The sequence below is a fragment of the Granulicella aggregans genome, from assembly GCF_014203275.1.
GTDB lineage: Bacteria > Acidobacteriota > Terriglobia > Terriglobales > Acidobacteriaceae > Edaphobacter.
In genome coordinates, this window is record NZ_JACHIP010000001.1 from 391,485 (window position 1) to 414,590 (window position 23,106).

At 59.4% G+C, this 23,106-nt stretch carries 21 protein-coding genes; 6 read left to right on the forward strand and 15 right to left on the reverse strand.

Going from position 1 to position 23,106, the window contains the following annotated elements; translation table 11 throughout:
• Window positions 1-2 precede the first annotated feature (2 nt).
• The gene (locus tag HDF16_RS01570; protein WP_184213417.1) at window positions 3-2,510 is read right to left on the reverse strand and encodes an LptA/OstA family protein; all 2,508 of its coding nucleotides are present in this window, start codon (window positions 2,508-2,510) and stop codon (window positions 3-5) included.
• Window positions 2,511-2,614: 104 nt separating this feature from the next.
• Between HDF16_RS01570 and HDF16_RS01575 the strand changes: the two genes are divergently transcribed.
• Both HDF16_RS01575 and HDF16_RS01580 read left to right on the forward strand, forming a co-directional pair.
• Window positions 2,615-3,277, forward strand: coding sequence for a hypothetical protein (locus HDF16_RS01575; RefSeq protein WP_184213418.1), 663 nt, complete (start codon window positions 2,615-2,617; stop codon window positions 3,275-3,277).
• Between the two features lie 239 nt (window positions 3,278-3,516).
• Window positions 3,517-4,071 (forward strand): hypothetical protein, encoded by a 555-nt coding sequence (locus tag HDF16_RS01580; RefSeq protein WP_184213419.1) that lies wholly within the window; start codon window positions 3,517-3,519, stop codon window positions 4,069-4,071.
• A 70-nt stretch (window positions 4,072-4,141) separates the two neighbouring features.
• Here HDF16_RS01580 and glyS read toward each other — a convergent pair whose 3' ends face one another.
• Window positions 4,142-6,223 carry a glycine--tRNA ligase subunit beta gene (gene glyS / locus HDF16_RS01585; protein WP_184213420.1) on the reverse strand — a complete coding sequence of 694 codons (2,082 nt, stop codon included), beginning with the start codon at window positions 6,221-6,223 and terminating at the stop codon, window positions 4,142-4,144.
• A gap of 91 nt (window positions 6,224-6,314) precedes the next feature.
• Window positions 6,315-7,277, reverse strand: coding sequence for a glycine--tRNA ligase subunit alpha (locus tag HDF16_RS01590; protein WP_184213421.1), 963 nt, complete (start codon window positions 7,275-7,277; stop codon window positions 6,315-6,317).
• Window positions 7,278-7,382: 105 nt separating this feature from the next.
• Between HDF16_RS01590 and HDF16_RS01595 the strand changes: the two genes are divergently transcribed.
• A complete protein-coding gene (locus tag HDF16_RS01595; protein WP_184213422.1) occupies window positions 7,383-9,008 on the forward strand; it encodes a hypothetical protein in 1,626 nt (541 codons plus the stop codon).
• A 2-nt stretch (window positions 9,009-9,010) separates the two neighbouring features.
• On the opposite strand, the gene HDF16_RS01600 is transcribed toward HDF16_RS01595, so the two are convergent.
• The 5 genes from HDF16_RS01600 to HDF16_RS01620 form a co-directional block, all read right to left on the reverse strand.
• Window positions 9,011-10,603 (reverse strand): hypothetical protein, encoded by a 1,593-nt coding sequence (locus tag HDF16_RS01600; RefSeq protein WP_184213423.1) that lies wholly within the window; start codon window positions 10,601-10,603, stop codon window positions 9,011-9,013.
• Window positions 10,600-11,352 carry a DNA repair protein RecO gene (recO, locus tag HDF16_RS01605; protein ID WP_184213424.1) on the reverse strand — a complete coding sequence of 251 codons (753 nt, stop codon included), beginning with the start codon at window positions 11,350-11,352 and terminating at the stop codon, window positions 10,600-10,602. Before recO ends, HDF16_RS01600 begins: the two co-directional genes overlap by 4 nt.
• Window positions 11,353-11,437: 85 nt before the next feature.
• The gene (locus HDF16_RS01610) at window positions 11,438-11,698 is read right to left on the reverse strand and encodes a 4Fe-4S dicluster domain-containing protein (protein WP_184213425.1); all 261 of its coding nucleotides are present in this window, start codon (window positions 11,696-11,698) and stop codon (window positions 11,438-11,440) included.
• An 88-nt stretch (window positions 11,699-11,786) separates the two neighbouring features.
• Complete coding sequence (locus HDF16_RS01615) at window positions 11,787-13,238, reverse strand: hypothetical protein (protein ID WP_184213426.1); 1,452 nt, start codon at window positions 13,236-13,238, stop codon at window positions 11,787-11,789.
• A 45-nt stretch (window positions 13,239-13,283) separates the two neighbouring features.
• Window positions 13,284-14,159 (reverse strand): inositol monophosphatase family protein, encoded by an 876-nt coding sequence (locus tag HDF16_RS01620; protein WP_184213427.1) that lies wholly within the window; start codon window positions 14,157-14,159, stop codon window positions 13,284-13,286.
• A 48-nt stretch (window positions 14,160-14,207) separates the two neighbouring features.
• On the opposite strand from HDF16_RS01620, the gene HDF16_RS01625 reads away from it, so the two are divergent.
• The gene (locus HDF16_RS01625) at window positions 14,208-14,678 is read left to right on the forward strand and encodes a DUF1810 domain-containing protein (RefSeq protein WP_246408565.1); all 471 of its coding nucleotides are present in this window, start codon (window positions 14,208-14,210) and stop codon (window positions 14,676-14,678) included.
• An 11-nt stretch (window positions 14,679-14,689) separates the two neighbouring features.
• On the opposite strand, the gene HDF16_RS01630 is transcribed toward HDF16_RS01625, so the two are convergent.
• The 5 genes from HDF16_RS01630 to HDF16_RS01650 all read right to left on the reverse strand — a co-directional run bounded on the left by HDF16_RS01630 (window position 14,690) and on the right by HDF16_RS01650 (window position 20,505).
• Window positions 14,690-15,688, reverse strand: coding sequence for a VWA domain-containing protein (locus HDF16_RS01630; RefSeq protein WP_184213428.1), 999 nt, complete (start codon window positions 15,686-15,688; stop codon window positions 14,690-14,692).
• Entirely contained in the window at window positions 15,685-16,383 is a 699-nt protein-coding gene (locus HDF16_RS01635) for a molybdenum cofactor biosynthesis protein (protein WP_348641211.1), read from the reverse strand. Before HDF16_RS01635 ends, HDF16_RS01630 begins: the two co-directional genes overlap by 4 nt.
• Before the next feature lie 43 nt (window positions 16,384-16,426).
• Entirely contained in the window at window positions 16,427-16,825 is a 399-nt protein-coding gene (locus HDF16_RS01640) for a DUF6321 domain-containing protein (RefSeq protein WP_184213430.1), read from the reverse strand.
• Between the two features lie 152 nt (window positions 16,826-16,977).
• Window positions 16,978-19,431, reverse strand: a complete 2,454-nt coding sequence (gene lon / locus HDF16_RS01645) for an endopeptidase La (RefSeq protein WP_184213431.1) — start codon at window positions 19,429-19,431, stop codon at window positions 16,978-16,980.
• Between the two features lie 207 nt (window positions 19,432-19,638).
• Window positions 19,639-20,505 (reverse strand): prephenate dehydratase, encoded by an 867-nt coding sequence (locus HDF16_RS01650; protein WP_348641212.1) that lies wholly within the window; start codon window positions 20,503-20,505, stop codon window positions 19,639-19,641.
• Between the two features lie 170 nt (window positions 20,506-20,675).
• On the opposite strand from HDF16_RS01650, the gene HDF16_RS01655 reads away from it, so the two are divergent.
• Window positions 20,676-20,825, forward strand: coding sequence for a lmo0937 family membrane protein (locus HDF16_RS01655; protein WP_184213432.1), 150 nt, complete (start codon window positions 20,676-20,678; stop codon window positions 20,823-20,825).
• 93 nt (window positions 20,826-20,918) lie between these two features.
• Window positions 20,919-21,248 carry a CsbD family protein gene (locus HDF16_RS01660; protein WP_184213433.1) on the forward strand — a complete coding sequence of 110 codons (330 nt, stop codon included), beginning with the start codon at window positions 20,919-20,921 and terminating at the stop codon, window positions 21,246-21,248.
• A gap of 55 nt (window positions 21,249-21,303) precedes the next feature.
• On the opposite strand, the gene HDF16_RS01665 is transcribed toward HDF16_RS01660, so the two are convergent.
• Both HDF16_RS01665 and HDF16_RS01670 read right to left on the reverse strand, forming a co-directional pair.
• Window positions 21,304-22,170, reverse strand: a complete 867-nt coding sequence (locus HDF16_RS01665) for a UbiA-like polyprenyltransferase (protein ID WP_184213434.1) — start codon at window positions 22,168-22,170, stop codon at window positions 21,304-21,306.
• An 81-nt stretch (window positions 22,171-22,251) separates the two neighbouring features.
• Window positions 22,252-23,064, reverse strand: coding sequence for a BON domain-containing protein (locus tag HDF16_RS01670; protein ID WP_246408567.1), 813 nt, complete (start codon window positions 23,062-23,064; stop codon window positions 22,252-22,254).
• Window positions 23,065-23,106 lie beyond the last annotated feature (42 nt).

Genomic DNA, 23,106 nt, shown 5'->3' on the forward strand with positions numbered 1-23,106 from the left:
CGCTACTGTTTCACCCTCGTCTCCGTCTCCACCTTGCGCGCTGGAGCCTCGCCGTCCGTTCCGGAGATCACGACATTATTGTCCCCTGAATGAAACCGCAGCGCCGCTCCAGTCGTCGAGCCTTGCTGCGCATCGACCACACGGGGCGGGGCCGATGCAGTCCCGGTGAGCACAAACATCTGGTCGCTTGCCGTGTAGATAAGACGATCGCCGGTAGCCTTTCGACCCGGCTGGGTCAGTTCGATCTGGTGGTTCGCTACGATCCTGTCCAACTTTCCACCCAGCAGTCCGCCTGCGGTTGCAGCGTGGCTGCTGGCGCCCGGCGAAGAAGGTGTGGCTGCTGCGAGATAGACCACCGCGCTCAGTGCCTTGACCTCGCCCGAACCATCGATCATCCGGACCCCGCCGGTGAAGTCCACTCTCTTCTCCGAATCGGAGTACACCATCTCGCTGCTCACGATCCGCGCTACGCCGGTGCCTGAAGTCTTCGCCAACTGTCCCGCAGGCTTCGCACCACCGCCTTTGCTGGCGTTGCCTTCGGCGAGAACCGCGTGGACCATGCCCGAAGTCCCAGCAGTCTCCGCCCGCGCGGTCAAACGGCTTTCCTTGCGCGACTTGTCTTTGTCGCTCCCGCCCGTCTCTTCAAACACCAGCACGGGAGCCTCGACCTGAGAGCCTCCCTGCCCTCCAGTGCCTGCCTGCCACAAGCGAGCCGCTCCAGCCCCCGAGGGTCCACGCCCATAGAAGACGGCTTTGCCAGAGGAACGGCTCAACTCCGCTCGCGCCGCGAGCACATGCGCCGGTTCAGCCGATCCCGCCTGCTGATAGGTCGCCTTAACTCCGCCATCAGCCGTCGCATCACCCGAGCCCTGCGCAATCACCACCTTCGCTGCCAAGATCTGTCGCCCCGGATCGTTCATCGCGACATCGCCCGTCAGCGTTAGGTGATTCGTCGCAGCATCGAAGGCAGCCTTCTGCGCGGTAGCGTGCTGTACGTCAGAGGCCGCTCCAGCAACCTTAGCGGGCACAGTACGCTCGATCGCAACGCCACCCTGCTGGATCGCGCTGGCAAGCTCTGGGCTGCTCTTCCCTACAGCGCCCGCGATCTGGTGAAATATCGCGTCCAGCGTATCGCCGGTGCTCTTCTGGAAGATTCCATCTGCACCCTTCTGCTCGATCGCCGTGTGCCCGCTGCCATGCACGGTTGAGATCTCCGGACTCCCGTTGACTGGCACCATATGCGCCGTCAATAGGTCGCCCGAGAACTTTCTCGCGGCGGCATCGGAGGCGCTGCGTCCGCCTGCCGTCAACATCGACACCGACCCCGTCGCCTTCATATCCCGCACCTGTGACCGCGCGCCTACACCCGCCGAAGCAAGCCACACCTCTAGCGCGTCACTGGCCAGTGTCCGTTCCGGACTTGCGGCATTCGCCTCAGACGCACGCAGATGCTCGACTGTCTTCACCCGACCCTGCATTACCGCGTGGCTGAGATCTCCATGCTCGTCGAACTCCAGATTGGCCCGCTCCGACTCGCCCTGCGCCTGCCGCTCCGGCCTCTGCTGATCGAAGCGTACGCCACCGGTCAGCACCGCCGCCTTCAGGCGATTCGTCGCGGAGAGCGAGATCTCGGCGCGCTGGGAGTTCACTTTTCCCTGGACGCCGTCTTCAAGCGCGACGTTGTTCATGCAGTCTATCCGCTCGACGCTGTTGTCCTCACGAAGGTGGATCTGTGCCATGTCGGCCTGTGCCACTTGCCCTGCCGAGCTGTATCTTGCGTCTCTGAAATCCGCTCTCCGCGCTGTCCGATCAAGCTCTCCGTGCGACGCTCGCAGCGAGATCGGTCGCCCCTTGTCCACGCCGCTGAGAGTGATCGCCGATTGCAGCACGACTTGCCCGGTGGATGAGTTGTACACCGCACCAACCGCATGTCCGGTGTATCCACCAAACGCAAACTCCAGCCCCTGGTCGGTCGTCGCGACCCCGGTCTGCTTCGTATAGACCAGGCCGCTGGTCTTCACATGAATGACATGGCCACCAAGCGTCGCGTCGTCGTGACCCGACTGAGCCGGACCAGAGAGGTGCTTCCTCGCATCGCTGTTGGGATCGCCAGTAGGAGCCGAAGCATCGAGGTCTAGATGTACGACTCCGATCGCCGTCACCACCTGCGCCTTGGTGTCGTATTCGAAGTCGTCTCCGGAGATACGGTCCGCCCGGTCGCCACTGTGCCCGTAGAGGATCATGCTGACGTCGTGTAGCGTCAACTTTCCGTCGCTATGCTGCATCGCTTTTGCGGCATGGATGGTGAAGATTGTCCGTTTGCCGTCAGACTGCGAGTAGGTATATCCGTTGAACTCTTTGGTGACCGTCGCGCCCAGTTTACCCGGCAGGTCCGCGATCACCTTACCCACCCGGTACCGCGCATACCCGAGAAACGCCGCGATCACCAGAACCAACAGGCCCGCGCCCACCAGCAACCCTATTCGCAATCGTTCTACTGAGGTGCGCATCGCTATGCTTCTATCTTCTCACCCTCCGGTCGCAGCCCGGTCGGCAGCGTCCAAACCAGCGGTCGCGCATCTAAAAGAGTGCGTTTAAAGATTAGGATCGAATAATGGCAGATCAGCTTTATCTCAGTCTCTGGTTCCCAAACTTCCGCTTCGCCACGCTTCCCGAAACACTGGCAGGCGTGCTGCGCCAGTTCGCCACCGTCAGTGGCGACAAGCGTGTCGCAGCCGCCTCCGCCTATCCGCTAGGCTTCACCGAATCGCCCACCTACCAGCGCCTCTACGTCAACGACGACCGCAGCGAGACGGGTGAAGAGTCCAGCATCGAAAACGCTGTCGCTGAGGCGACCGAGCAGCTTTACGAAGACATGGCCTACGAGTTCGAGATGAAGTGGAACCTCTGGTCACCGACGATCGAAGATACCGAAGAAGGCCTCGAAGCTGTGTGGAAAGAACAGCCTTCCACGGTCCGGATCATGGGCTTCGGCCCCCAGTTCGACGACGCCAGCTTCGACCAGAACGGCCATATCCGCGTCGACTTCGGCCTGGACACCCCGTGGATACTCGACGATGAGGTTCTCGAAGCTGCTGAGAGTTCGACCGCGAACAGCGATGCCGCCGCGACTTACATCCAGAAGAACGTCGAGATGCTGCTGGCCTTCACGCTACTGGTCGAACGCCACTGCGGCATCTCCAGCCGCCTGCTCTGGACCGAGTCCGGCGAGCCGCTGGTGCAGAAGCTGATCGACCGGCTCCAGCGGGTCAATTAGTCCTCTCTTCGCCTCGAATAGGGAGTCGTCATTCTAACTCCGGGCCATTGCTCCGACTGGTGCGGACAGAGAACGACCCCAGCAGCGACCGTCTGCGACGACAATCCATCGAACAGTTCCAGTGTTTCTTGTTGCAACGAAAGTTACTTTCGTTCCCCCTTGACAGTTACCGAAGAAGGGCTAATACTTCTGCCTGCAGTGGGCCTCCTCATTAGTCACACAGAGAAAAGGAGAAACATATGTCAAACGTCGTGGAAGCAACTCCGGAACTTGTCAGAACCCTTGAAGGCCCGTCAATCGACGACCAGCCCTTCATCCCCACCTCCGCTCCCCTACCCCGCCCCGCCGGGGAAGAACAGAAGACAACCGCCGTGGCGATGTACTATCTCCAGGCCGAATGGAAAGACGATAAGGGCAATCTCGTTAGCGGATACACCTACCCAGTAGGTGTCAATGCGTCCACGTCCTTTTGGGACTATGTCGTCTTCGTGAAGGGCGGGCCGGGCTCAAACGCACTGAAGTTCTATCTGGGACCTCCGGATAAAGACGGATGGTCCACGTGGCATATCAAGGATGACGATTCGAATAGTAGCTATCATCTCGATTGCAAAGCCACAGGATGGCTTTACAGGGGCGACCACTACGGCACGAAGTTTCAGATCGTCGACAACCATTTGCATTGCAGCTACTGGAACGGCCCCGCCGGTTCCGAATATCGATCGACACTGGTAAGCGCCGGCCAATATCTGGGAATGGACTTACCGGCATTCACCTGCTCCTTGAAACCCGTATAGCCTGATGCCCCATCCATCGCGCCTTTGCTTCACGCGATGGATGGGGGCATCACTCGTTTCAGCGCCGCTTCTACCCCGCGACCACAATCTCCGAAAAATCCGCGATCCGCGAAAAATCGCCGGTGATCCGAGCGAGCAGCGCCAGCCGATTTGCGCGAATCTCCGGCTCCGGAGCCATCACCATCACAGCATCGAAGAACGCATCCACCTGCGGCCGAAGCGAGGCAATCTCTACAAGAGACTCGTCGTAGCGCCTCTCGTCTTGCAGAGCTTCAACCGAAGCCGCAACCACAGCAGAACGTTCCGCTAACGCCTTCTCCTCCGGAGCATTAAGAAGTGCCAAATCAACGTCCTGCATCTTAACTTCGCTCGCCTGCGCAAGGATGTTCTTCATGCGTTTGAATGCGGCCGAGATGGCTGCGAAGTCGGCTGAGGAGCGAGCACCGGTCACGGCCTCTGCACGGGCGATGGCATCGCGAACATCGTCGCCGCCGACGGCGAGTACGGCCTTTACAACGTCATACGCTTGGCCACGCGCCTCGCGAAGATAAAAATCTACACGTTCCGCAAAGAAAGCGATAATGCGAGGTTTTACAGCATCAGATGCTGAGCAAAGCGCGATCTCGCTCAGCGTGAGTGGCAGTTTGCTCTCCGCAAGAATCTTCACGATGCCGTTCGCAGCGCGACGGAGGGCAAAGGGATCTTTTGAACCAGTGGGTTCCAGGCCAAGGGAGAACATGCCGGCGATGGTGTCTGCTTTGTCAGCGAGGGCTAGAATCTGTCCTTCGACGGTGCGTGGGATGGGCGAATCCATCGATGTGGGGAGATAGTGATCGTAGATGGCGTCGGCAGTTACAGGGCTAAACCGCTGAGCGCGGGCGTAGAGGCCGCCGACGATGCCTTGGAGCTCGGTGAACTCTTTCACAAGCTCGGAAGTAAGGTCGGTCTTAGCGAGAGAAGCGGCGTCCAAGAGAGCGTTGTACTCAAGATCCATAAGCCGCTGAATGACTAAATTTGCCAGCCGCTTGCAAAGTTCACTAACGCGCTCGCTTTTGGCCGCGTAGCTCCCAAGTTCCTTCTGGAAGGTGACCTTCTTCAGCAGCTCAACCCGCTCCAAGAGCGGAACACGCTGGTCAAACTCCCAGAAGAACCGAGCGTCGTTGAACCGCGCCCGCAGCACGCGCTCGTTGCCATGACGAATGACCGCCTCGCCCTCGGGCTTGGCAACCGTATTCAGCACCGCTAGAAAGTGCGGTGCCAGTTTGCAATCCGCCGACTCGACCGCGAAGTAGTTCTGGTGGTCGCGCATTACGGTGACGAGCACCTCTTCCGGCAGCGTCAGATACTCGACCTCAAACCCACCCGCAATCACCGACGGCCACTCCGTCAGGTGCGTCATCTTATCCACCAATTCATGATCTTCACGCCAGCGTGTATTTGGAAGCGTGCGGCAAACATGGTCGAGCGCCTTGCGAATCTTATGCCGCCTCGCCTCAACATCTGCGAGCACAAACGCCTTCTCCAGCGTCGCAGCGTATTCAACAGGCTGCGCGAGCGTGATCGCATTCGGTCCTGCCAGCACGCGGTGGCCATAGGTCGCGTTCGACGCCGTATATCCAGCGAACTCCACCGGCACAATCGCGTCATCGAGCAGCGCCACCATCCAGCGCACCGGCCGCACGAAGCGCTCCGACTTGCCCGGTCGCCAGTACATGTTCTTCGCCCAATAGATGCCCGCAAGCTCCTTCGGCAGAGCTTCGGCGATCACCTCCGCCGCCGTGCGTCCTGGCTTCAGCGAGGTGGCAGCAAGGTACTCGCCCTTCGGCGTCTCGACCGTCTTCAACGCCTCGACCGTAACGCCCGCCTTCTTCGCGAAGGCCACAGCAGCAGGGGTTGCCACACCATCTTTGTAGGCAATCTTCGCGGAAGGGCCAAGCATCTCTTCGGCCAGGTCTTCCTGCTTCGCTGCAACGCCGGACACCAGCACCGCAAGCCTGCGAGGCGTCGAATAACTCTTCACTTCCGCACCGGCAATGATCAACCGCTCGCGCTCCAGCAGCGTCGTCACGCGACGAGCAAGCTCCGCTTCCGCAGAGGCGATCATTCGGGCGGGAACTTCTTCAAGACCAATCTCAAATAGGAATTCAGACATTTTCTTTACTCAATTCAGTACTGGTGCGAAACGGACAAATGCAAAAGAAGAAGCAGATCCTCCGCTTCGCGAAGGATGACAAGGTATGTGGTTAGGTGACTTTCGTGGCGAGCGATTGTCCCTGCGCCGCATAAGCCTTGGCAACGCCCACTACGAGGTTGCGAATCCGCGCCATCACGCCCACGCGCTCGGTCACCGAGATCGCTCCCCGCGCATCCAGAAGATTGAACAGGTGCGAACACTTCAGCGCCAGCTCATACGCTCCCAACACCGGGAATCGCTTGATCTTCAACGCATCGGCACTCTCATCCGCATCAAGCAGCTTAGCCTGCTCCAGCAGCCCAAGGCACTCCTTCTCGTAGAGATCCAGATGCGCCCAGAGCGAAGCCACATTCGCGTAATCGAACCCATACGCCGAATATTGCTCTTCCTCCGGCAAACGCATGTCGCCATAGGTCACTTTTTTACCCGTGTCCGGCTCAACCGCCCACACGATGTCGTAGATCGAGTCGACATCCTGCAGGAAGCCCGCGATGCGCTCCAGCCCATACGTAATCTCGCCGCAGATCGGGTCGAGGTCCATGCCGCCGCACTGCTGGAAGTAGGTGAACTGCGAGATCTCGAGGCCATCGAGCATCACCTGCCACCCGACACCCCATGCGCCGCCAACCGGCCACTCCCAGTTGTCCTCTTCGAACTTAATGTCGTGTTCGCTGAGGTCGATCCCTATCGCCTCCAGCGACTCCAGATACCGCTCCTGAATCCGCACCGGTGGCGGTTTCAGAATTACCTGCAGCTGCGTGTGCTTGAAGAGCCGGTTTGGGTTCTCGCCGTAGCGCCCATCGGCTGGCCGCCGCGAGGGCTGTGCATAGGCGATCCGCACCGGCTTCGGCCCGAGAACGCGCAGGAAGGTGTCCGGCGACATGGTGCCCGCGCCGACCTCAATATCGTAGGGCTGCTGCAGCACGCACCCCTGGTCCGCCCAGAACTTCTGCAGCGTAAACAACAGCTCCTGAAACGTCAGCGCTTGTTTCTTTTCAACGATTGCACTCATGCGTCGCGTACATCTCTCTCAAAACTTCAGAATCCCTTGATTCTATCGTGCCGCGGTGCCTTCCTGCTCTGCCTTCCGCGTAGAGGTGCGTGCGAAGATTGAGGGATGAGTGAAGGACTGGGAACGATCACAAGTGCGAGGGCAGAACTCGAGTCACCGCCCTCAAAATCGATCTTCGACCAGACTCTTATCCTTTTGCTTACTGCGCTTGGCGGCGTAGCGCTCATTTTGATCGTCCTGGTTCCGCTTCACTTCCTGCCTGCGGAAGACGCCGCCATCCTGTTCCAATACAGCCGCAACCTTGCCTCGCATGGCGCTATCACCTTTCTGGCGAATGGGCCACGCGTAGAAGGAGCGACGGATTTTGCATGGATGGCGCTGGTTGCTGCTGGGATGCGAGTGGGGCTCGCTCCTCTGTGGACGACTACGCTCTTCAACGTCGTCTCCATATTGACGATTGCGGCATTGCTCCTGAGGCTCGCGGACCTTCGGCTCACGGTGCGCCGCCTGCTGCTCATTACAGGATCGATCGCGCTGGTCCCTCAAATCCTTGCGGCAGCATCCGGATTTGCCGTCCTGACTGATGCCGCGCTGCTGACCGCGCTGGTGTTTTGTACGGTGAAAGGCCGCGTCGCGCCCGCCGCACTCTTCGCGCTCGCGCTATGCCTCTTTCGACCGGATGGAGTTCTCTTCGTTGCTCCCCTCCTCGCCGGGCTCATTGTGCAGAGTCCGTCGCGAGGGCGCTCTTCAGCAGTTATCGGTGGCTTCTTTGTCGTTCCGGGGGTGCTCTATTTTCTGTGGCGCTGGCACTACTTCGGGGAGTTCTTGCCGCTGCCATTCCTGGTCAAATCCGATACGCCCCGATTTGCCGGTCTGTTCGTGCCAAAGTCCATTCACGACAGCCTTGTCTATCTCGAGTTCGCAGCCATCCTGATCGCGCCGCTGCTGATCCTGCGCCGGGCAAAGCACCTTTGGCTGACGATCCCGCTCGTCCTCTGCCCGACCCTCTTCTACTGGGCCATGCGACTGGATCAGAACGTCGGCGGACGCTTCTTCTTCTACATTCCTCTTTTTGCGGCCATCCTCCTTGCCCTCAACTGGGTTGAGCTTTCAACGAGCCAGGTGGTCGTACTCCGCACAGGTCTTATCGCATGGCTGGTTCTCTTGGGGGGTCCACAATGGCGAGAGATTCGAACCTTCCGCGATGGCCAATTCACAGAGGTGAAGGCAATCTCCGAAGCTCTCGGCAGGCTCCCGGTACGAGGCACCATCCTCACCTCGGAGGCTGGCTTTCTTCCCTACTTCTCAGGCTGGACGACCTACGATGCCTGGGGGTTGAATACGCCAACGTTCGCCCACCGCTTCTTCCAGAGCTCAGACGTAGTCGCACTTGCGCCTGACCTGATCGTCTTCCATCCCGACTGGACTGAGAGTTGTGTCGCATCACCTTCCTCGTCTAACTACACCGCCCGTACATGGCAGCACCTTACGCGCAATCTCGTCTTCGGAGCCGCTCAAGCCCACTACGAGCTATGGCTCACATCCTACGGTTCAGAGTTCTACCGTCAGCGGAAGCATTGGCAGTACGGCGAGGGTGACCGGGAGTGCTGGCTGGTGCGCACCGATTCGCCTCTGCATGGGGAGATCGCCCAGATCCTGCAACAGCATCATGGAATCGAACCCGAACAATCCTTGAATTTGGAAAAACTTCACGATCAGGTGCAAAGGTAGCGTCACCGCGCCATGATCGCCGCGGTGCTGCCCTTGTCCGTACGCCTCATATAGATGCGGTAGCCATACGGAGTCAGCAGCCGGCTCCAATAGTGGGTTGGCGCTTGTGGACCGCTCTGCTTCACCATGTCAAAGTTTGACGCTAGATAGCTCTGAAACTCCGGCCATCGCGCATACTTGTCGAAGCTCCGCGCACCCTCGTAGCAGACCGAGTCTGTCACAACAACCAATCGCGGCGGGTCAAGCGCCATCTCCTGCCAGAAGTGACGGCGCAGATCGTCAATCACGACTCCGTTTCGGTCCGCACCCCGCCCGCCCAGCAGGTAGCAGTCATAGAGAAATCCGGTGCTCTGCACAATCCCGCCAGCGTAGAGCGCGTCCAGGCAACCGCCTATCGTGTCCATGCACTGCACATGGCCGGAGAGACTCGACGGCGGTCCAAACGCCGAGAGATCGTTCAGAAGAGGCCGCTGAGGCTCGGCGCGCTCGAAACCTGCCAGGCGAACCACGCACAAACTCGCCAGCACAATGCCAAAGACGAAGCCTGCAATCCCAATTAAGCGCGGCCACGACCGGTCCTTCACCAGCCTGCTGAAGTCGATCATGAAGACCGGCAGCAGAAATGCCAGCAGGGGATAACGCTGGTACCAGAACCCCTTTCGCTGTAGCAAGTACGAGAGCAGGCCGCATACGGCGCAGAAGATCAGCGCGGTACGTTCAGGATTGGATGACTGCTTTCGCAGCATCCAGGCTGCGAGCAACCAGAGAAAGAACAGCCCAGCTACTGGCGAAAGGCAGTTGTCCAGAAGATAGCCAAAGCTCCGCGGATCGATCGACGCGTGGTACGGAATAAGCCCGTGCATTTCGCTCGAAAATCCCAGGAGAGCACCTTCGCGGAGCAGAAAATCAAAGCATCCAAACACCGGAAGTAGCAGCCCCGTTGCGATCGGCACAAACACCCGGGTCACGGACTGCGAGCGCTCCCGCCGCATCCACTCTGTCCAGATCAGAAGACAGATTACCATCGGGATGAACGTCGGCTTAATACAGCAGGCAAGGCTCAGCGGCGCCCCGAAACCCGCGCCGAGCGCCATAGCGACCGCAGAGATGCGTTGCAGTCGCATCGCCGCAAACAGGCATGCAACCGCCGCAAGCAGCAGCACAGCCCCGGCGAAGTCGCGCTCGCCGGACATGAGAATGCCGTCTCTTCCGTGGATCAGGACAAACAGCGCGGCGGCCAGAATGCCGGCCAGACCTCCCTCCCGGCGGAGGATCGTTAGGAGTGAAACCGAGGCCAATAGCATCAACGCAAAGTCATACAGACGCCAGCCGATGGAGCCTGGCCCCAGCAGTCGCATCTCCGCCCCTTCGAGCAGGTAAGAACCCGGGAGGTTCATATCGACGATGTCGCGATAAGGGACCATTCCATGCTTCATCAGGAAGATCACATAGTGCATGAACGTCGCGTCCCCGGCCATCGGCCAATGGCGGGTGATCAAGACAAACGTGGCGACCAGGGCAAGCAGCCAGAGACACAGGCCGCGCTCAATGACCTGTTCGGCAGTCGCGGAGAGAGCATAGCCGTGCCGGTTCAACTCTTCTCCATCCTTATCCGCTCAAGCGTTCGCGCACTCGCTAGCCGTCGCTCCAGATGTCGTTCCAGCAGTTCCAGCGCGAACCGCCGCAGATCAGCCGCGCATGCCTTGGGGAAATTCTCTCCGCGAAATGTGCTTAGAGGAGCGCGGAAGATCCTCTCCGCCAGCGCAGCCGATCCTGCCGAAAGCGCAACCGCTCCGGGTCTCCGGTCGTCCGCGCAGGTGATTCCATCGCTCGTTGCCGAGTAATACAAGGTCTGTCCACGCAGGTATTCGCCGCACACGACGCAATGCCCAAGCTCCGGCATCCATCCCATGAGGCGATTCATCCATAGCGCGAAGTAGGTCACCGGCAGCCACACCCATCCCACTTGCAGCTCTTCCATCACCGAAAGTGCCAGCCGAAAGACAGCATCCTCCGGGGCCTGCTCCGGCAGCGCCTCTTCGATCACCTCGGACACCAGTTGCAGGGCCGCAGTCCGTGCGTAATCCACAGGTCGCGACAACGGCGAAGAAATGATTTCGAACGCATCCAGCCGCATTAGCTCCTGCTTTGGCCGCTCAGCATAGGTGGCCCGAACATAGGTCATCGGCTCGAGAGCACCGCCAAACCGCCGCCGCGACCGCATTGCATGACGCGCTACACCCTTCACCCGTCCCTGCTCCCGCGTAAACAGGCTCACGATCAGGTCGGCCTCCAGGAAGGGCCAGCTTCGCAGCACAATCGCCTCGCCCACTCTCTGGATCATTCCCTATGCCTCTGCTCCCTCATCAACAGAAACAGCGACGCGCAACCCGAAGGCTGCGCGCGCTTTTAATATCCAACCGGTACGGTTAGCGTCCGAAGTGTTCTGCGTTCTTTTCCTGGTAGCTTGCCCACTTCTCCGGAAGATCGTCACCGGCATAGATCGCCGAGACCGGACAAACGGGAACGCAAGCGCCGCAGTCGATGCACTCAACGGGGTCGATGAAGAGCTGCTCGGCTTCGCCATGACCAGTCTCGTCCTTCTTAGGGTGGATGCAGTCCACCGGGCATGCGTCGACGCACGCTGAGTCCTTCGTTCCGATGCACGGTTCTGCGATTACGTATGCCATTCGATCTTCTCCTAATGTCGTTTGAAATCCCGCTCCTCGATTCTAGCAGCAGACTCACTATGAGCGAATTCCCTCGCCCGGAAGCGTCTCACAGGGTCGGCCGTTCCACGTCATCCTGCATGCGGTGTCTGCGGCCGTCACGGTCTCCGGAAAAGCCAACGCGTCCGTTCATCTCGCGAATTGCTATCTGCAACTCCACTTCGGTCTGTACTTCCGTCCCGTCAAGCCTGCTTGCCGCATCCTCCGCTACCCCTGGATGGTCCAGCGCGTAACGCTGCAAAATGGACGACACCGAATCGACAACTCCGTTCAACTGGCCGAATCCATAAAACTCCAGTTCCCCATTGTTGAACGCCTCAGGCTCAAGGTCCTTGGCCAGCGCCCGTCCCAGCGACAGCGACCGGTTCGCCTCTTCCACCGCCGCAAACACCGCGTTATCGCGTTCTTCCCCACTCAAACTCGTCTGCCCGATCTTCTGTGACAGTTGCCTTGTATGCGCGTATGTCTCCCTTATCTGCGCCGCCAACCGGGCCTGAACCTGAGCCCGCGCCGCTTCGAGCTGCGCCTTCTCCTCCGCCGTCGGCTGCTCCGCGTCTACCGCCGTCTTTGCGGCTGAAGTGGCCGCAGTGGCAGCCGCTGTTGATGCCGCAGCCAACGCCTGCGTCAACTCATCCGCCTTCTCCGGGGCATACTGTTGCATCGCCTGCATGTACTCCGTCGGCTTCTCCGTCAACGCCAGCACCGTCGGATCCTGCTCCTCCAGAAATGCGTCCCCGATGAACGTATACAACGTCGTCAACGAATCCGCCTCCAATGCCGAAGCGCTGAGATTTACCTTCGACTCGCGCCGCCCGCCATCCCCCTTCTGCAGCTTCAGCAGCGCGAATGCCGAGGTCACAGCCAGCGGATCGCTCGCCGGATCGATTGTCTTCAGCCGGAAGACAATCGCCGCTCCGAACAACTTCGCCGCCCCGGCGTCGCGCCTCCGCAGCATGTCATAGCCAGCCACCACTGCCGGGGTCACCCCAAACTCCAGCTTCCGTGCCGCAGCATCGCGAACAAGATCGATACCCTTTGCAGATGCGCGGTCCGACGCAACCCGGTCGAAGACTTGCCGCTGCAGCTCCATGTCGCCATCCGCCGTCTGCGGAGCGGCGAGCAACCGCAGCGTCTCCCCGGAATCGATCCGCAGCACCTGCAAAATCGTCGACCGCCGCCCCATCTCAAGCTGTCGCAACACCGCGTCATCAACCGTAGCCGCCGCTCGCGCCGCGACCTCCGCAGCGTCGATATCCGACAACGCCCGCTTCAGCAAACCTACCGCCTCAGCCTTGTCTCGCTGCGCCACCGCGCCCGCCGCCTGCCGGTACAAGTACGCCCGGTTTAGAGGGAGATGAAGGTTCCCCGTCCGCTCCACGGCCTGCTCAAACTTCTTCCCCGCAGGTGAAGTCTCAGACCCAACTGCCGCATACCCCCGCTCTCCGCTCGCAATCAGCGCCAGCAGCACAACGCCCGCAGCAATCGGAGAGAAGCGCTTCATATCCACTCACCCTTTGCACTTAGACTCGCCCGCGCGCCAGACCGTCTACTTCGCTGCCGCAGCCCGCTTCGCCGCAAACTCTGCCGGAGTCGGAATCCGCTCCAGATCTCGCCCCGCGAACATCTCGGTGAAGATATGCTTCATCTCCGGGAAGATGAGGCCGTTCGTCGCCAGCACCTCGCGGCTGTCCAGCGTGAACTTCCCGCCGTCGAAGTGCGTGATCGTCCCGCCCGCCTCCTGCACCAGCAGCATCCCGGCAGACGTGTCCCACGGATTCAGCTTGAACTCCCAGTAGCCATCCAGCCGCCCGCAAGCCACATAGGCCAGATCAAGCCCAGCCGACCCAGCCCGCCGCACACCGTGCGATCGCAGCGTGATCTGCTGATAGAAGTGAACGTTCGGATTCTCATGGCGCTTCTGACTGGGAAACCCGGTCGCTGTCAGCGATTCCGCCAACGTCGCGATCTTCGACACCTTGATCTGCCGCCCGTTCAGCCAAGCACCCCGGCCCTTTTCGGCGACAAACATCTCGTCGCGCAGAGGATCGTAGACAACGCCCGCCACAATCTCCCCGTCAGCCTCATCGGACAGACCCAGCGGTCGGTGTTCCAGCCCCAGAATTACGCAGAACGAAGGAAATCCATGCGCAAAGTTGGTCGTCCCATCCAGCGGATCGACATACCAGCGGTACTCGCTCTCCAAATGCTCCCGCGTCCCCTCCTCGCCATAGATTCCATGCTCCGGGAATGCCGCCTTCAACTTCGACACGATCAACTGTTCGCTGGCGCGGTCGGCCTCGGTCACCAGGTCGACGTCGCCCTTGTACTCGGCGGTCACGCCCTTCTCGTAAAACCCTCGCAGCAGTGCTCCGGCCTGACGAGCGATTCCTTCGGCAACGTGCGCAAACTCAAACTTCCTCATAGACCGCGTTTCCTCCACTCAAGTCTACCGCCAGGCGTACCCTTAGGGATGTTGCGAACGATTCCCTCAACCGCGTATGAAGCCATGAACAGCTCCGATCCTTATAACCTCAACCGATTCCTCGATGCCCAGAACGGCATCTATGAGCGCGTGACCAGTGAGCTTCGCGCAGGCCAGAAGTCCAGTCACTGGATGTGGTTCATCTTCCCGCAGATTCGTGGGCTAGGGCACACGGAGACATCGATCTTTTTCGCAATCTCATCCTTTCAGGAAGCCGAGGCGTACCTGGAACATCCCATGCTCGGGCCAAGGCTGCGTGAGTGCTGCGAACTTCTTATGCAGATCGAAGGAAGGTCCATCAGCCAGATCTTCGGCTCGCCCGACGACCTCAAGCTGAGATCGTCGATGACCCTCTTCGCCCAGACCTCCGGACAGAACGCTCTGTTCAAGGACGTGCTTCAGAGATATTTCGACGGACGCGTCGATCCGCGCACATTGGAACTGCTTGGGGCAAAGTAGCTGAGGCATCCCTAGCGCCCTTCATCGTAGTAAGTCTTCCGATACCTCAGTTCGCTCTTCTCCGCCAACCCCGCATCCTTCAGCTTGACCGAAACCGCATGCAGCTTCACATCCGCATCGCGCTCTTCATCCCGAGGCGGCGCGTAGTATCCCAACAAATACTGCGTCCTCAAATCATCCGAGACCCGCCTAAGCGCCGGTTCAAGATCGCGCGGGTCGGAGACGTAGTAGTACTTCCCGCCCGTATCTTCCGCCATCTGGATCAACGCGTGTTCGCCACCGGTATTGCGACCGGCATCCGCATAGACTGGCACGATAATCAGCGAGTAAACCATCGCGCCCGCACGCTGCGCCTGCTCCATCGCCTGCGTGTAGCGCGAGCCCTTCACTGTGTCGGTCCCGTCGGTGATCAGCACGATCACCCGGCGACGGATGGCAGCCGAATCGGCATCGTCAACCGGTGCCGCATTCGTGCGACTGCCCTTCTTCTTCGCCAGGACTTCCTTATGTGTCTCTCCCAGCCGTTGCGATGCCAGGTAGATCGCGTCATAGAGCGCCGTCGCGTCTCCACGCTGCAGGTTACCTAGCCCAGCATCGATGCGCTTTTGATCGTTGGTGAAAGGCACGATCTCGCGTACGGTGTCAGAGAAGTCCATCAAATCAAGCTCGTCCTGCTCGCGCAGCAGCGCCTTGATGAAGTGTTTCGCAGCGCTGCGCTCCAAGTTCTCGTCGCGCAACACACTTTCGCTGGCGTCGATGGCAAGCACAATAGAAAGTGGTGTGGTTGTGGAGCGCTCGAACAACGCGATCTTCTGCGGCTTACCGTCCTCGGCAAGCGAGAAGTCGTCTACTGTTAGGCCTGCGATAGGCGCGCCATGCCCGTCCTCCACATTCATAGGAATGTTGACCAGCCGCGTCTGAACCTTCAGCGTCTGCATCGGCGGCCGTCGTTCCACAGGAGCCTGCCCGGCTAAGAAACTCAATCCAACCATTACCGCCGCGAGCTTCATCCCAGCGCCACCGTAGAAATCTCATCCGGAAACGGCTCGCCATCGGCCCACACAGCGCCATCGACGAAATGCTCCTTCTTCCAGATCGGCACCGTCTTCTTCAGCGTGTCGATCACCCATCGACATGCCTCGAACGCCGCCCCGCGATGTGCCGAAGCCACCGCGATCAGCACACTGCTCTCGCCAACTTCGAGCTTCCCTAGCCTGTGCACGATCGCCACATCTCTTACCGCAAACTTCCCCAGAGTCTGGTTCGCCAAACCTCGCATCTGCTCCAGCGCCATATCTTCGTAGGCTTCATAGACGAGATACATCGTCTTTCTACCGCGGGTGTTGTTGCGCACAATGCCGTCGAAGACCACGAGCGCCCCATCCTCGCCCGCCTTCAGCGCCGCGACAACCTCTTCGCTGTCGATCTTTTCCCGCTGCAGCGCGACCTTCACTCCCGCTCCTCCACTGACCGGCGGCAGGAACGCAACCTCGTCACCATCGCGCAGCACGGTCGCAGAGCCTGCATACTCCCGGTTCACCGCGACCGCCATGGAATGCCATATCGCATCACTCCCGTTAGACGCACGTGCCCGTAGAAGGCGAACCACATCCTCCACCGTAGCCGCATCGCCGAGTTCCAGCGACTCCCGCTCCTGTCCAAGAGTGTCCTTCAATATCCCGAAATAAAGCAGTCGAATCCGCACATCACCAGAATACCCTTGCGGGCAAACGGCTTTCCTATTGGCCCTACGAGTCACCCTTCTCGCCGTGATACTCCTCCAACAGTTTCCGTCCCTTCGCCGCCAGCTTCTTCTCATCCGCCTCCGTCTTTGGTACGGGCTCGCCCCACGCCGCCGCCTGGAGCGCCTGCCGCGTCGCCTTCCCGTTCTTTACCACCGGGCCACGCGGAGACGTGAAGTGCCGCGTCAGAAACGATCCCTTCCGCCTCTTCTTTTCCGGAGTGTCCGCCGCTCCCTTCACTCCCGGCTTCAGGTTGCTTCCCGTCTTCTTGTTGTAGGCATCGCGTCCGGCCTGAGTCAGGCCACCCTTAGGGTCTTTACCTTCCTTCTTAATCGAAACCGAAGCCCTCTTCGAACTGGCCTTCTTCCCCGCTGTCTTCTTTGTCGCTGCTTTCTTAGTCGCCATGTCTCCATCGCCTCCGTGAACTGAACCGCTCCACTTCAGCCCTTCGATGCGATCCGAAACTCAACCGCCTACCCTCCCCGGCAAACCGTCTTCACGAAACAAAAAAGCGGCCGGGAGATATCCCGGCCGCCTTCATCCTTGCAAAGAAGCGATTATACCTCGGCTGCGTGCAATATCTCCTCGCGCACAACCTCGTCGATCACGGCTTCCTGCTCTGTCCTGGGGAGGGCAATCGCCAGCACGTCTTCGATCACGCTCGCATAGTGGATATTCACGCCCTCGATCTGCTCCGGCGTCAGGTCTTCTTCAACCTGCTGCCTGCAGTCGACCGGTAGAATCACGTCGCGAACACCAGCCCGCTTGGCGGCAAGGAACTTCTCCTTTATTCCGCCAACCGGTAGAACGTTTCCGCTCAGCGTGATCTCGCCCGTCATCGCCGTTAGAGGCCGAACCCGGGCGTCGGTAAGGAGTGACACGAGTGCCGTAGCCATGGTCACGCCCGCCGAAGGACCGTCCTTCGGGATCGCGCCCGCCGGCACGTGGATGTGGATGTCCACATCCTTCGTGAAGTCCTCCTCGAGCCCCAGCGAAGCCGCGTTCGAACGGACCCACGTCAGCGCCGCCTCCATCGACTCCTTCATCACGTCGCCAATCTGGCCGGTGATCTTGAAGCCGCCCTTGCCCTTCATTTTGTTGGCCTCGATGAAGAGGATGTCGCCGCCCGCCGGTGTCCATGCCAATCCGACGACCACGCCAGCGCGCTTGGTACGCTCCGCAATCTCGGTGTCGACGCGAACCTTGATGCCGCCAAGGAACTCGTGCACGATCTCCTTCGTGATGACCAGCTTGTCCGTACGTCCTTCAGCGATCTTCCTGGCGAGCTTGCGGCACACCGTTCCAATCTGCTGCTCCAGCTTGCGAACACCCGCCTCACGCGTATAGTGCCGCGCGATCAGGCTGACGCTCTCCTCAGGGAACTCGATCAACGCTGGGTCGATTCCGTTCTCCTTCGTCTGGCGCGGGATGAGGTACTTGAACGCAATCTGTACCTTCTCTTCCTCGGTGTAGCCGGTCAGCTCGATGATCTCCATGCGGTCCAGCAGCGGAGCCGGAATCGGGTCCAGCTGGTTCGCCGTGCAGATAAAGAGCACCTTTGAAAGATCGAACGGCTGGTCGAGATAGTTGTCGCGGAACGTATTATTCTGCTCCGGGTCCAGCGTCTCCAGCAGAGCGCTCGCGGGGTCGCCACGGAAGTCTCGGCCCAGCTTGTCGATCTCGTCCAGCATGAAGACCGGATCGTTCGTCTCGACGCGCTTCAGGTTTTGGATGATCTGTCCGGGTAGCGCGCCGATATATGTACGGCGATGTCCGCGAATCTCCGCCTCATCGTGCATGCCGCCCAGCGAGATGCGGCTGAACTTGCGTCCCAGCGCCCGCGCGATGCTGCGGCCAAGCGAGGTCTTGCCCACGCCTGGAGGTCCAACGAAGCACAGGATCGGCCCCTTCATGTCCGGCTTCAAACGCCGCACCGAGAGGTAGTCCAGGATGCGGTCCTTCACCTTGTTCAGACCGTAATGGTCCTCATCCAGGAAGTCCTTCGCCTTCGGGATGTCGATCTCGCCAGCGGACGACTTCGCCCACGGCAGCACCGCCAGCCACTCGATGTAATTCCGGGTCAGCGAGTAGTCCGCTGCCATCGGCGACATGCGAGATAGTCGCGAGAGCTCTTTCAGAGCGTCCTTCTTCGTCTCCTCCGGCATGCCGGCGTTTTCGATCTTCTCCTTCAGATCGGCCGTATCCTTCTGCGAGTCGTCTAGGTCGCCAAGCTCTTTCTGGATCGCCTTCAGTTGCTCGCGCAGGTAGTAATCCCGCTGCGACTGCTGAACGGAATCTTGCACCTCGGTCTGGATCTTGTTGCGAAGTTGCTGGACTTCAAGCTCCTTGGCAAGGTGCTTGTTGATGCGCTCCATCCGCGCCAGAACGCTCGGCGTCTCCAGTAATTCCTGCTTATCTGTCGTCGTCAAAAACGGCAGTGAAGACGCGATAAAGTCCGCCAGCCGGCCGGGTTCTTCAATGTTAATGGCGATCGTCTGCAGATCATCCGACAGCGTCGGCGAGGAGGTCACGATCTGCTGGAACTGGCTGACGACGTTCCGCTGAAGTGCCTCAATCTCGGGTGAGACCGTGACCTCCGTCTCTGGAACCGTCTCATACTCCGCGGTCATGAAAGGCGAAAGCTGGGTAAACTCGCCCACGCGAACACGCTCGTTGCCTTCAGTAAAGACAAAGAGGCTCTGGTTCGGCATCTTCACGACCTTGTGTACGGTCGCGCGAGTGCCGATTGAATAGAGGTCCGCGCCTTCAGGCGTGTCCTGACGTGCATCGCGCTGGGCAACGACGAGAATTGTCTTGCCCTCGCCAAGGGATTGGATTAGCTGAATCGAGCTCTCTCTGCCAACCGTGAGCGGCAAAACAGCATGTGGAAACAGCACGGTATCGCGAACAGGAAGCACAGGAAGGGGTGACTGACCGCCGTTAGCGGAAGAACCTTCGCCTGAGTTCTCGCTTCCCCGGGGATTGATTACGCTTACAAAGTCATTTGGCATTGAGTGTCCTTCTGTCATATTTCATGCTATTCGATGCCGAAGATTAATAAAAGTCGCAACCGCCGACTCTCAATCTCCGGACTCACCCAGCCACATCCCGTTCTCATCGGCGTCAATAGCGCCCTCGTCAGCCTTGCCCCTACCCCTTGTGCGGCAGGTTTACCAATCTGACCGCGCCGAAAGCATATACGATGCGGGCTATCGCCGTCAGGCGGCAAGAAAGCGCCCCAACTCCTTCACCATGTGGCAGTGGGACGCAAGCGACGAGAGCGCCGTCTCCGCCATCGCCACATCCGTGAACCGGAACTCCACATAGAAGACATACTCCCAGGGCTGCCCCGGTACCGGGCGCGATTCGATCCTGGTCAGATCCACACCTGCCGAAGAGAGAAGTTGCAGCGCCTCAACCAGGGTTCCCGGACGGTGTTCGACCGTGAACGCAACCGTCATCTTGCTTACTTTCTCCGGAATCAGCCCAGCCGGCAGCGTCGCAACCCGATCTTCCCGGCAGACCAGGTGGAACCGGGTGAAGTTCGCGGCATGGTCTTCGAGATCTCGTGCGAGAATCTCGCCGCCATACTGCCGGGCCGCCAGTTCCGGAGCGATGCCCGCCGTATCCCGAAGCTGCATCTCCATCACATGCTTCACACTGCCGGCGGTATCGTAGAAAGGGATTACTTCGAGCGAGGGATGAGCCGCCAGATATCTCCGGCACTGCGACAGCGCAACCGGATGCGACATCACGCGCTTCAAATCCCCTATCTGCACTCCCGGCATTGCAATCAGGTTGAAGCGTATCCGCAGAAAGCTCTCGCTGACGATCCGAACCCGGTTCGCCGCGATCAGGTCGTAGTGTTCCGCTACTGCTCCGTGCAGGCTGTTCTCGATGGGCAATACGGCGCCGTCGATTGCCCGAGCCCCATCGGTCTCCATCAACCTTTCAAATACGATCGCCGAGACCGCGCAAGGCACGATCTCGACCGGCACTCCGCTCGCGGCGAGCAGCTCCAACGCGGCCATGTGGCTGTTCGATCCAAGTTCTCCCTGAATCGCGATGCGTAACTTCGACTCCACCTCTACCCCACTCTCAAGATCGTTCCATCAGCGCATACGCGAAATAAAATGTTTTCCGCAACAGCGTTTGGCAACCTCATTCTTACACCTCGCACCTTATGAAAGGTAGGCGGTTTATAAGCACAATCGCCCGGCCGCATCAAGGGCCCGGCAACAGGAGACTCACTCAAATGCTCTGGACGATCACCATCATCCTCTTCCTTCTCTGGGTTGTCGGCTTGGTAAGCGGCGCGGCTCTCGGATCGTGGATTCACATTCTTCTCGTTCTCGCAATTATCGTTTTAATCTTCAACCTGCTTCAGGGCCGGCGCGCGCTTTAGATTTATTAGGCGCAGTAAACGCTGAAAGCGAACTCCAAGTACATTTTTTTGAAGCATATCTAATAACCTCTCACGATTTATCTAGGAGTAATCATGGCCACCGAAACACTCACGGGTAAGTTTGATCAACTCAAGGGTCAGGTAAAGCAGTCAGTCGGCGAAGCTACCGGGAACGAAAAGCTAGCTAACTCTGGCGCCGCCGATCAGGTAAAGGGCGCAGCCAAGGAGGCATGGGGCAACACTAAGGAAGCCGCCCATGCTGTCTCTGACGACGCGCATACCCGCGCTGAGGCTCGCCGCGCGGAAGCCGAAGCGGAAGGTCACGAGAAGGCGCACTCGGTCCGCGATAGCATTGTAAACTCCGCACAGAACCTGAAGGATAGCGTTATTCGCCACACAGACAATGTGAAAGCGAAGCACTAGTTATCTGCCATCAAATAAAAGCCCGCTCAATGAGCGGGCTTTTATTTTGCTCTTCTTAGCGGCTCAATAAAACATCAGTAGCCACAAAGACGAAAAGCACCACAGAGATCACACCATTAAGGGTAAAAAAAGCTGCATTCATTCTTCGCAGGTCCTTCGGCGAGATGATCGCGTGCTCATATATGAGAAGTCCTGTCACCGCCCCTATTCCGACCGTCGCGATCTTCCCTAGCCCGAATAGCTCAACAAGCCACAAAAGCACCAGGATCATCATGAAGTGCATGACGCGCGCCATCCAGAAGGCGCCCTCAATTCCGAACGACTGCGGCACGCTATTTAGTCCGACGCGGCGGTCGTGTTCGAAGTCCTGACACGCATAGAGAATATCGAAGCCACCCACCCATAGAATTACCGCAAGCGTCAGCACCGCGATCCGGGGATCGAAGCTGCCTCGCACGGCTATCCACGCAGCCGATGGCGCAATACCCAGCGCCAGTCCCAACACCAGATGAGACCACCGCGTCACTCGCTTCATGTAGCTGTATACCAGCACTACTCCAAGGGCAGCCGGCGCAAGCTCCAGTGAGAGCCGGTTCAACATGGCTGCGCCCAGGAAAAACACGACCGCGGATACGGCGACAAACCCGCCTACGAATCCCTTGCTCAACGCGCCTGCAGGAATCGCCCGCGCGGCGGTGCGAGGATTCGCCGCGTCCAGTTCCGCATCGGCCAACCGATTGAACGCCATCGCCGCCGTCCGCGCTGACACCATGCACACTACGATCCATAGAAATACAGATACCTTAGGCCACCCGCCAGCCGCCAGCACTGCTCCAGTCAAAGCGAAGGGCAGCGCAAAGATGCTGTGCTCCCACTTGATCATCTCGAGCGCAACGCCCGTCCTGCTCATCAACGAACTCATACATCCATTCTATGAGCTTTCAGGCAAAACGATGGCCGGGCACCTTTGCCCGGCCATCGCCCCGTAGATCCACCGAGATCCTTACTTCGACGCCGAGTTCGACGATCCCTCGACCTGCAGGTTATTCGTCACCTTGAACACACCCGGAACAGAGTTCGCGCGAATCCCCGCAGTATCTTTGTCGGCCTTACTATCGACCACACCCGACAACGTCACGTTGCCGCTTACCACGGTGATCCTGATCGGCTTCGCCGGATCGATCGAGTACTTGTTCAGCGAAGGATAGCCGTAGACCGCGCGAGCTGTAGCTATACGAATTCGGTCATCCATTGGCGAAGGCGGCGCTACTTCAATGTTGTCGACGACATCCTTCACGCCGGGATAATTCGCAGCCTCGCTAAGCGCAGAGTCCTTATCCATCGGGCCGTACGCTACGCCGCCAAGCGTTACCACACCATTCTGTACTCCAATGGTGATGGCATTGAAGGCCGTCGTTCCGTATCCCACGCGGTCATACGCGATCTTCTCGCCGATCTTGTCCCGCAGGGTCGAGTCTTCAACCGTGGGGCCGGCCACCGTGATCTCATTGCGCACGCCAGCGACGTTCTTTCGATGATGTGCCTTCTTGTCAGCGTCTTCCTTCTCGCTGTAAACATCGACGGTTCCGGTCAGCGTCACCATCCCGCCCGAGACATCTACCTTTACATTGGCAAAGTGCTTGTTGCTCAGCGCCTTCATCACGTCGGCTTGAATCTGCGCGTCTGCCGGGCTTGCGCTCTGCGCCGCTGCGAATCCTGCGCTGCCAACAGCTAATAGAGCGGCGACTATCGCCGCATTTGTTGCACGTTTTACTCCATTGCCGTTCATCGTCGTCTCCGCTCTGCCCCGCGGCATGATCGCCGAACTAATGGGCATCCTTACGCAGATAAGACGCAA

Coding starts and splice junctions, on each gene's coding strand:
- HDF16_RS01570 (WP_184213417.1), bottom strand. CDS start 2,510: ATGCGCACCTCAGTAGAACGATTGCGAATAGGGTTGCTGGTGGGCGCG.
- HDF16_RS01575 (WP_184213418.1), top strand. CDS start 2,615: ATGGCAGATCAGCTTTATCTCAGTCTCTGGTTCCCAAACTTCCGCTTC.
- HDF16_RS01580 (WP_184213419.1), top strand. CDS start 3,517: ATGTCAAACGTCGTGGAAGCAACTCCGGAACTTGTCAGAACCCTTGAA.
- glyS (WP_184213420.1), bottom strand. CDS start 6,223: ATGTCTGAATTCCTATTTGAGATTGGTCTTGAAGAAGTTCCCGCCCGA.
- HDF16_RS01590 (WP_184213421.1), bottom strand. CDS start 7,277: ATGAGTGCAATCGTTGAAAAGAAACAAGCGCTGACGTTTCAGGAGCTG.
- HDF16_RS01595 (WP_184213422.1), top strand. CDS start 7,383: ATGAGTGAAGGACTGGGAACGATCACAAGTGCGAGGGCAGAACTCGAG.
- recO (WP_184213424.1), bottom strand. CDS start 11,352: ATGATCCAGAGAGTGGGCGAGGCGATTGTGCTGCGAAGCTGGCCCTTC.
- HDF16_RS01610 (WP_184213425.1), bottom strand. CDS start 11,698: ATGGCATACGTAATCGCAGAACCGTGCATCGGAACGAAGGACTCAGCG.
- HDF16_RS01615 (WP_184213426.1), bottom strand. CDS start 13,238: ATGAAGCGCTTCTCTCCGATTGCTGCGGGCGTTGTGCTGCTGGCGCTG.
- HDF16_RS01620 (WP_184213427.1), bottom strand. CDS start 14,159: ATGAGGAAGTTTGAGTTTGCGCACGTTGCCGAAGGAATCGCTCGTCAG.
- HDF16_RS01625 (WP_246408565.1), top strand. CDS start 14,208: ATGTTGCGAACGATTCCCTCAACCGCGTATGAAGCCATGAACAGCTCC.
- HDF16_RS01630 (WP_184213428.1), bottom strand. CDS start 15,688: ATGAAGCTCGCGGCGGTAATGGTTGGATTGAGTTTCTTAGCCGGGCAG.
- HDF16_RS01640 (WP_184213430.1), bottom strand. CDS start 16,825: ATGGCGACTAAGAAAGCAGCGACAAAGAAGACAGCGGGGAAGAAGGCC.
- lon (WP_184213431.1), bottom strand. CDS start 19,431: ATGCCAAATGACTTTGTAAGCGTAATCAATCCCCGGGGAAGCGAGAAC.
- HDF16_RS01655 (WP_184213432.1), top strand. CDS start 20,676: ATGCTCTGGACGATCACCATCATCCTCTTCCTTCTCTGGGTTGTCGGC.
- HDF16_RS01660 (WP_184213433.1), top strand. CDS start 20,919: ATGGCCACCGAAACACTCACGGGTAAGTTTGATCAACTCAAGGGTCAG.
- HDF16_RS01665 (WP_184213434.1), bottom strand. CDS start 22,170: ATGAGTTCGTTGATGAGCAGGACGGGCGTTGCGCTCGAGATGATCAAG.
- HDF16_RS01670 (WP_246408567.1), bottom strand. CDS start 23,064: ATGCCGCGGGGCAGAGCGGAGACGACGATGAACGGCAATGGAGTAAAA.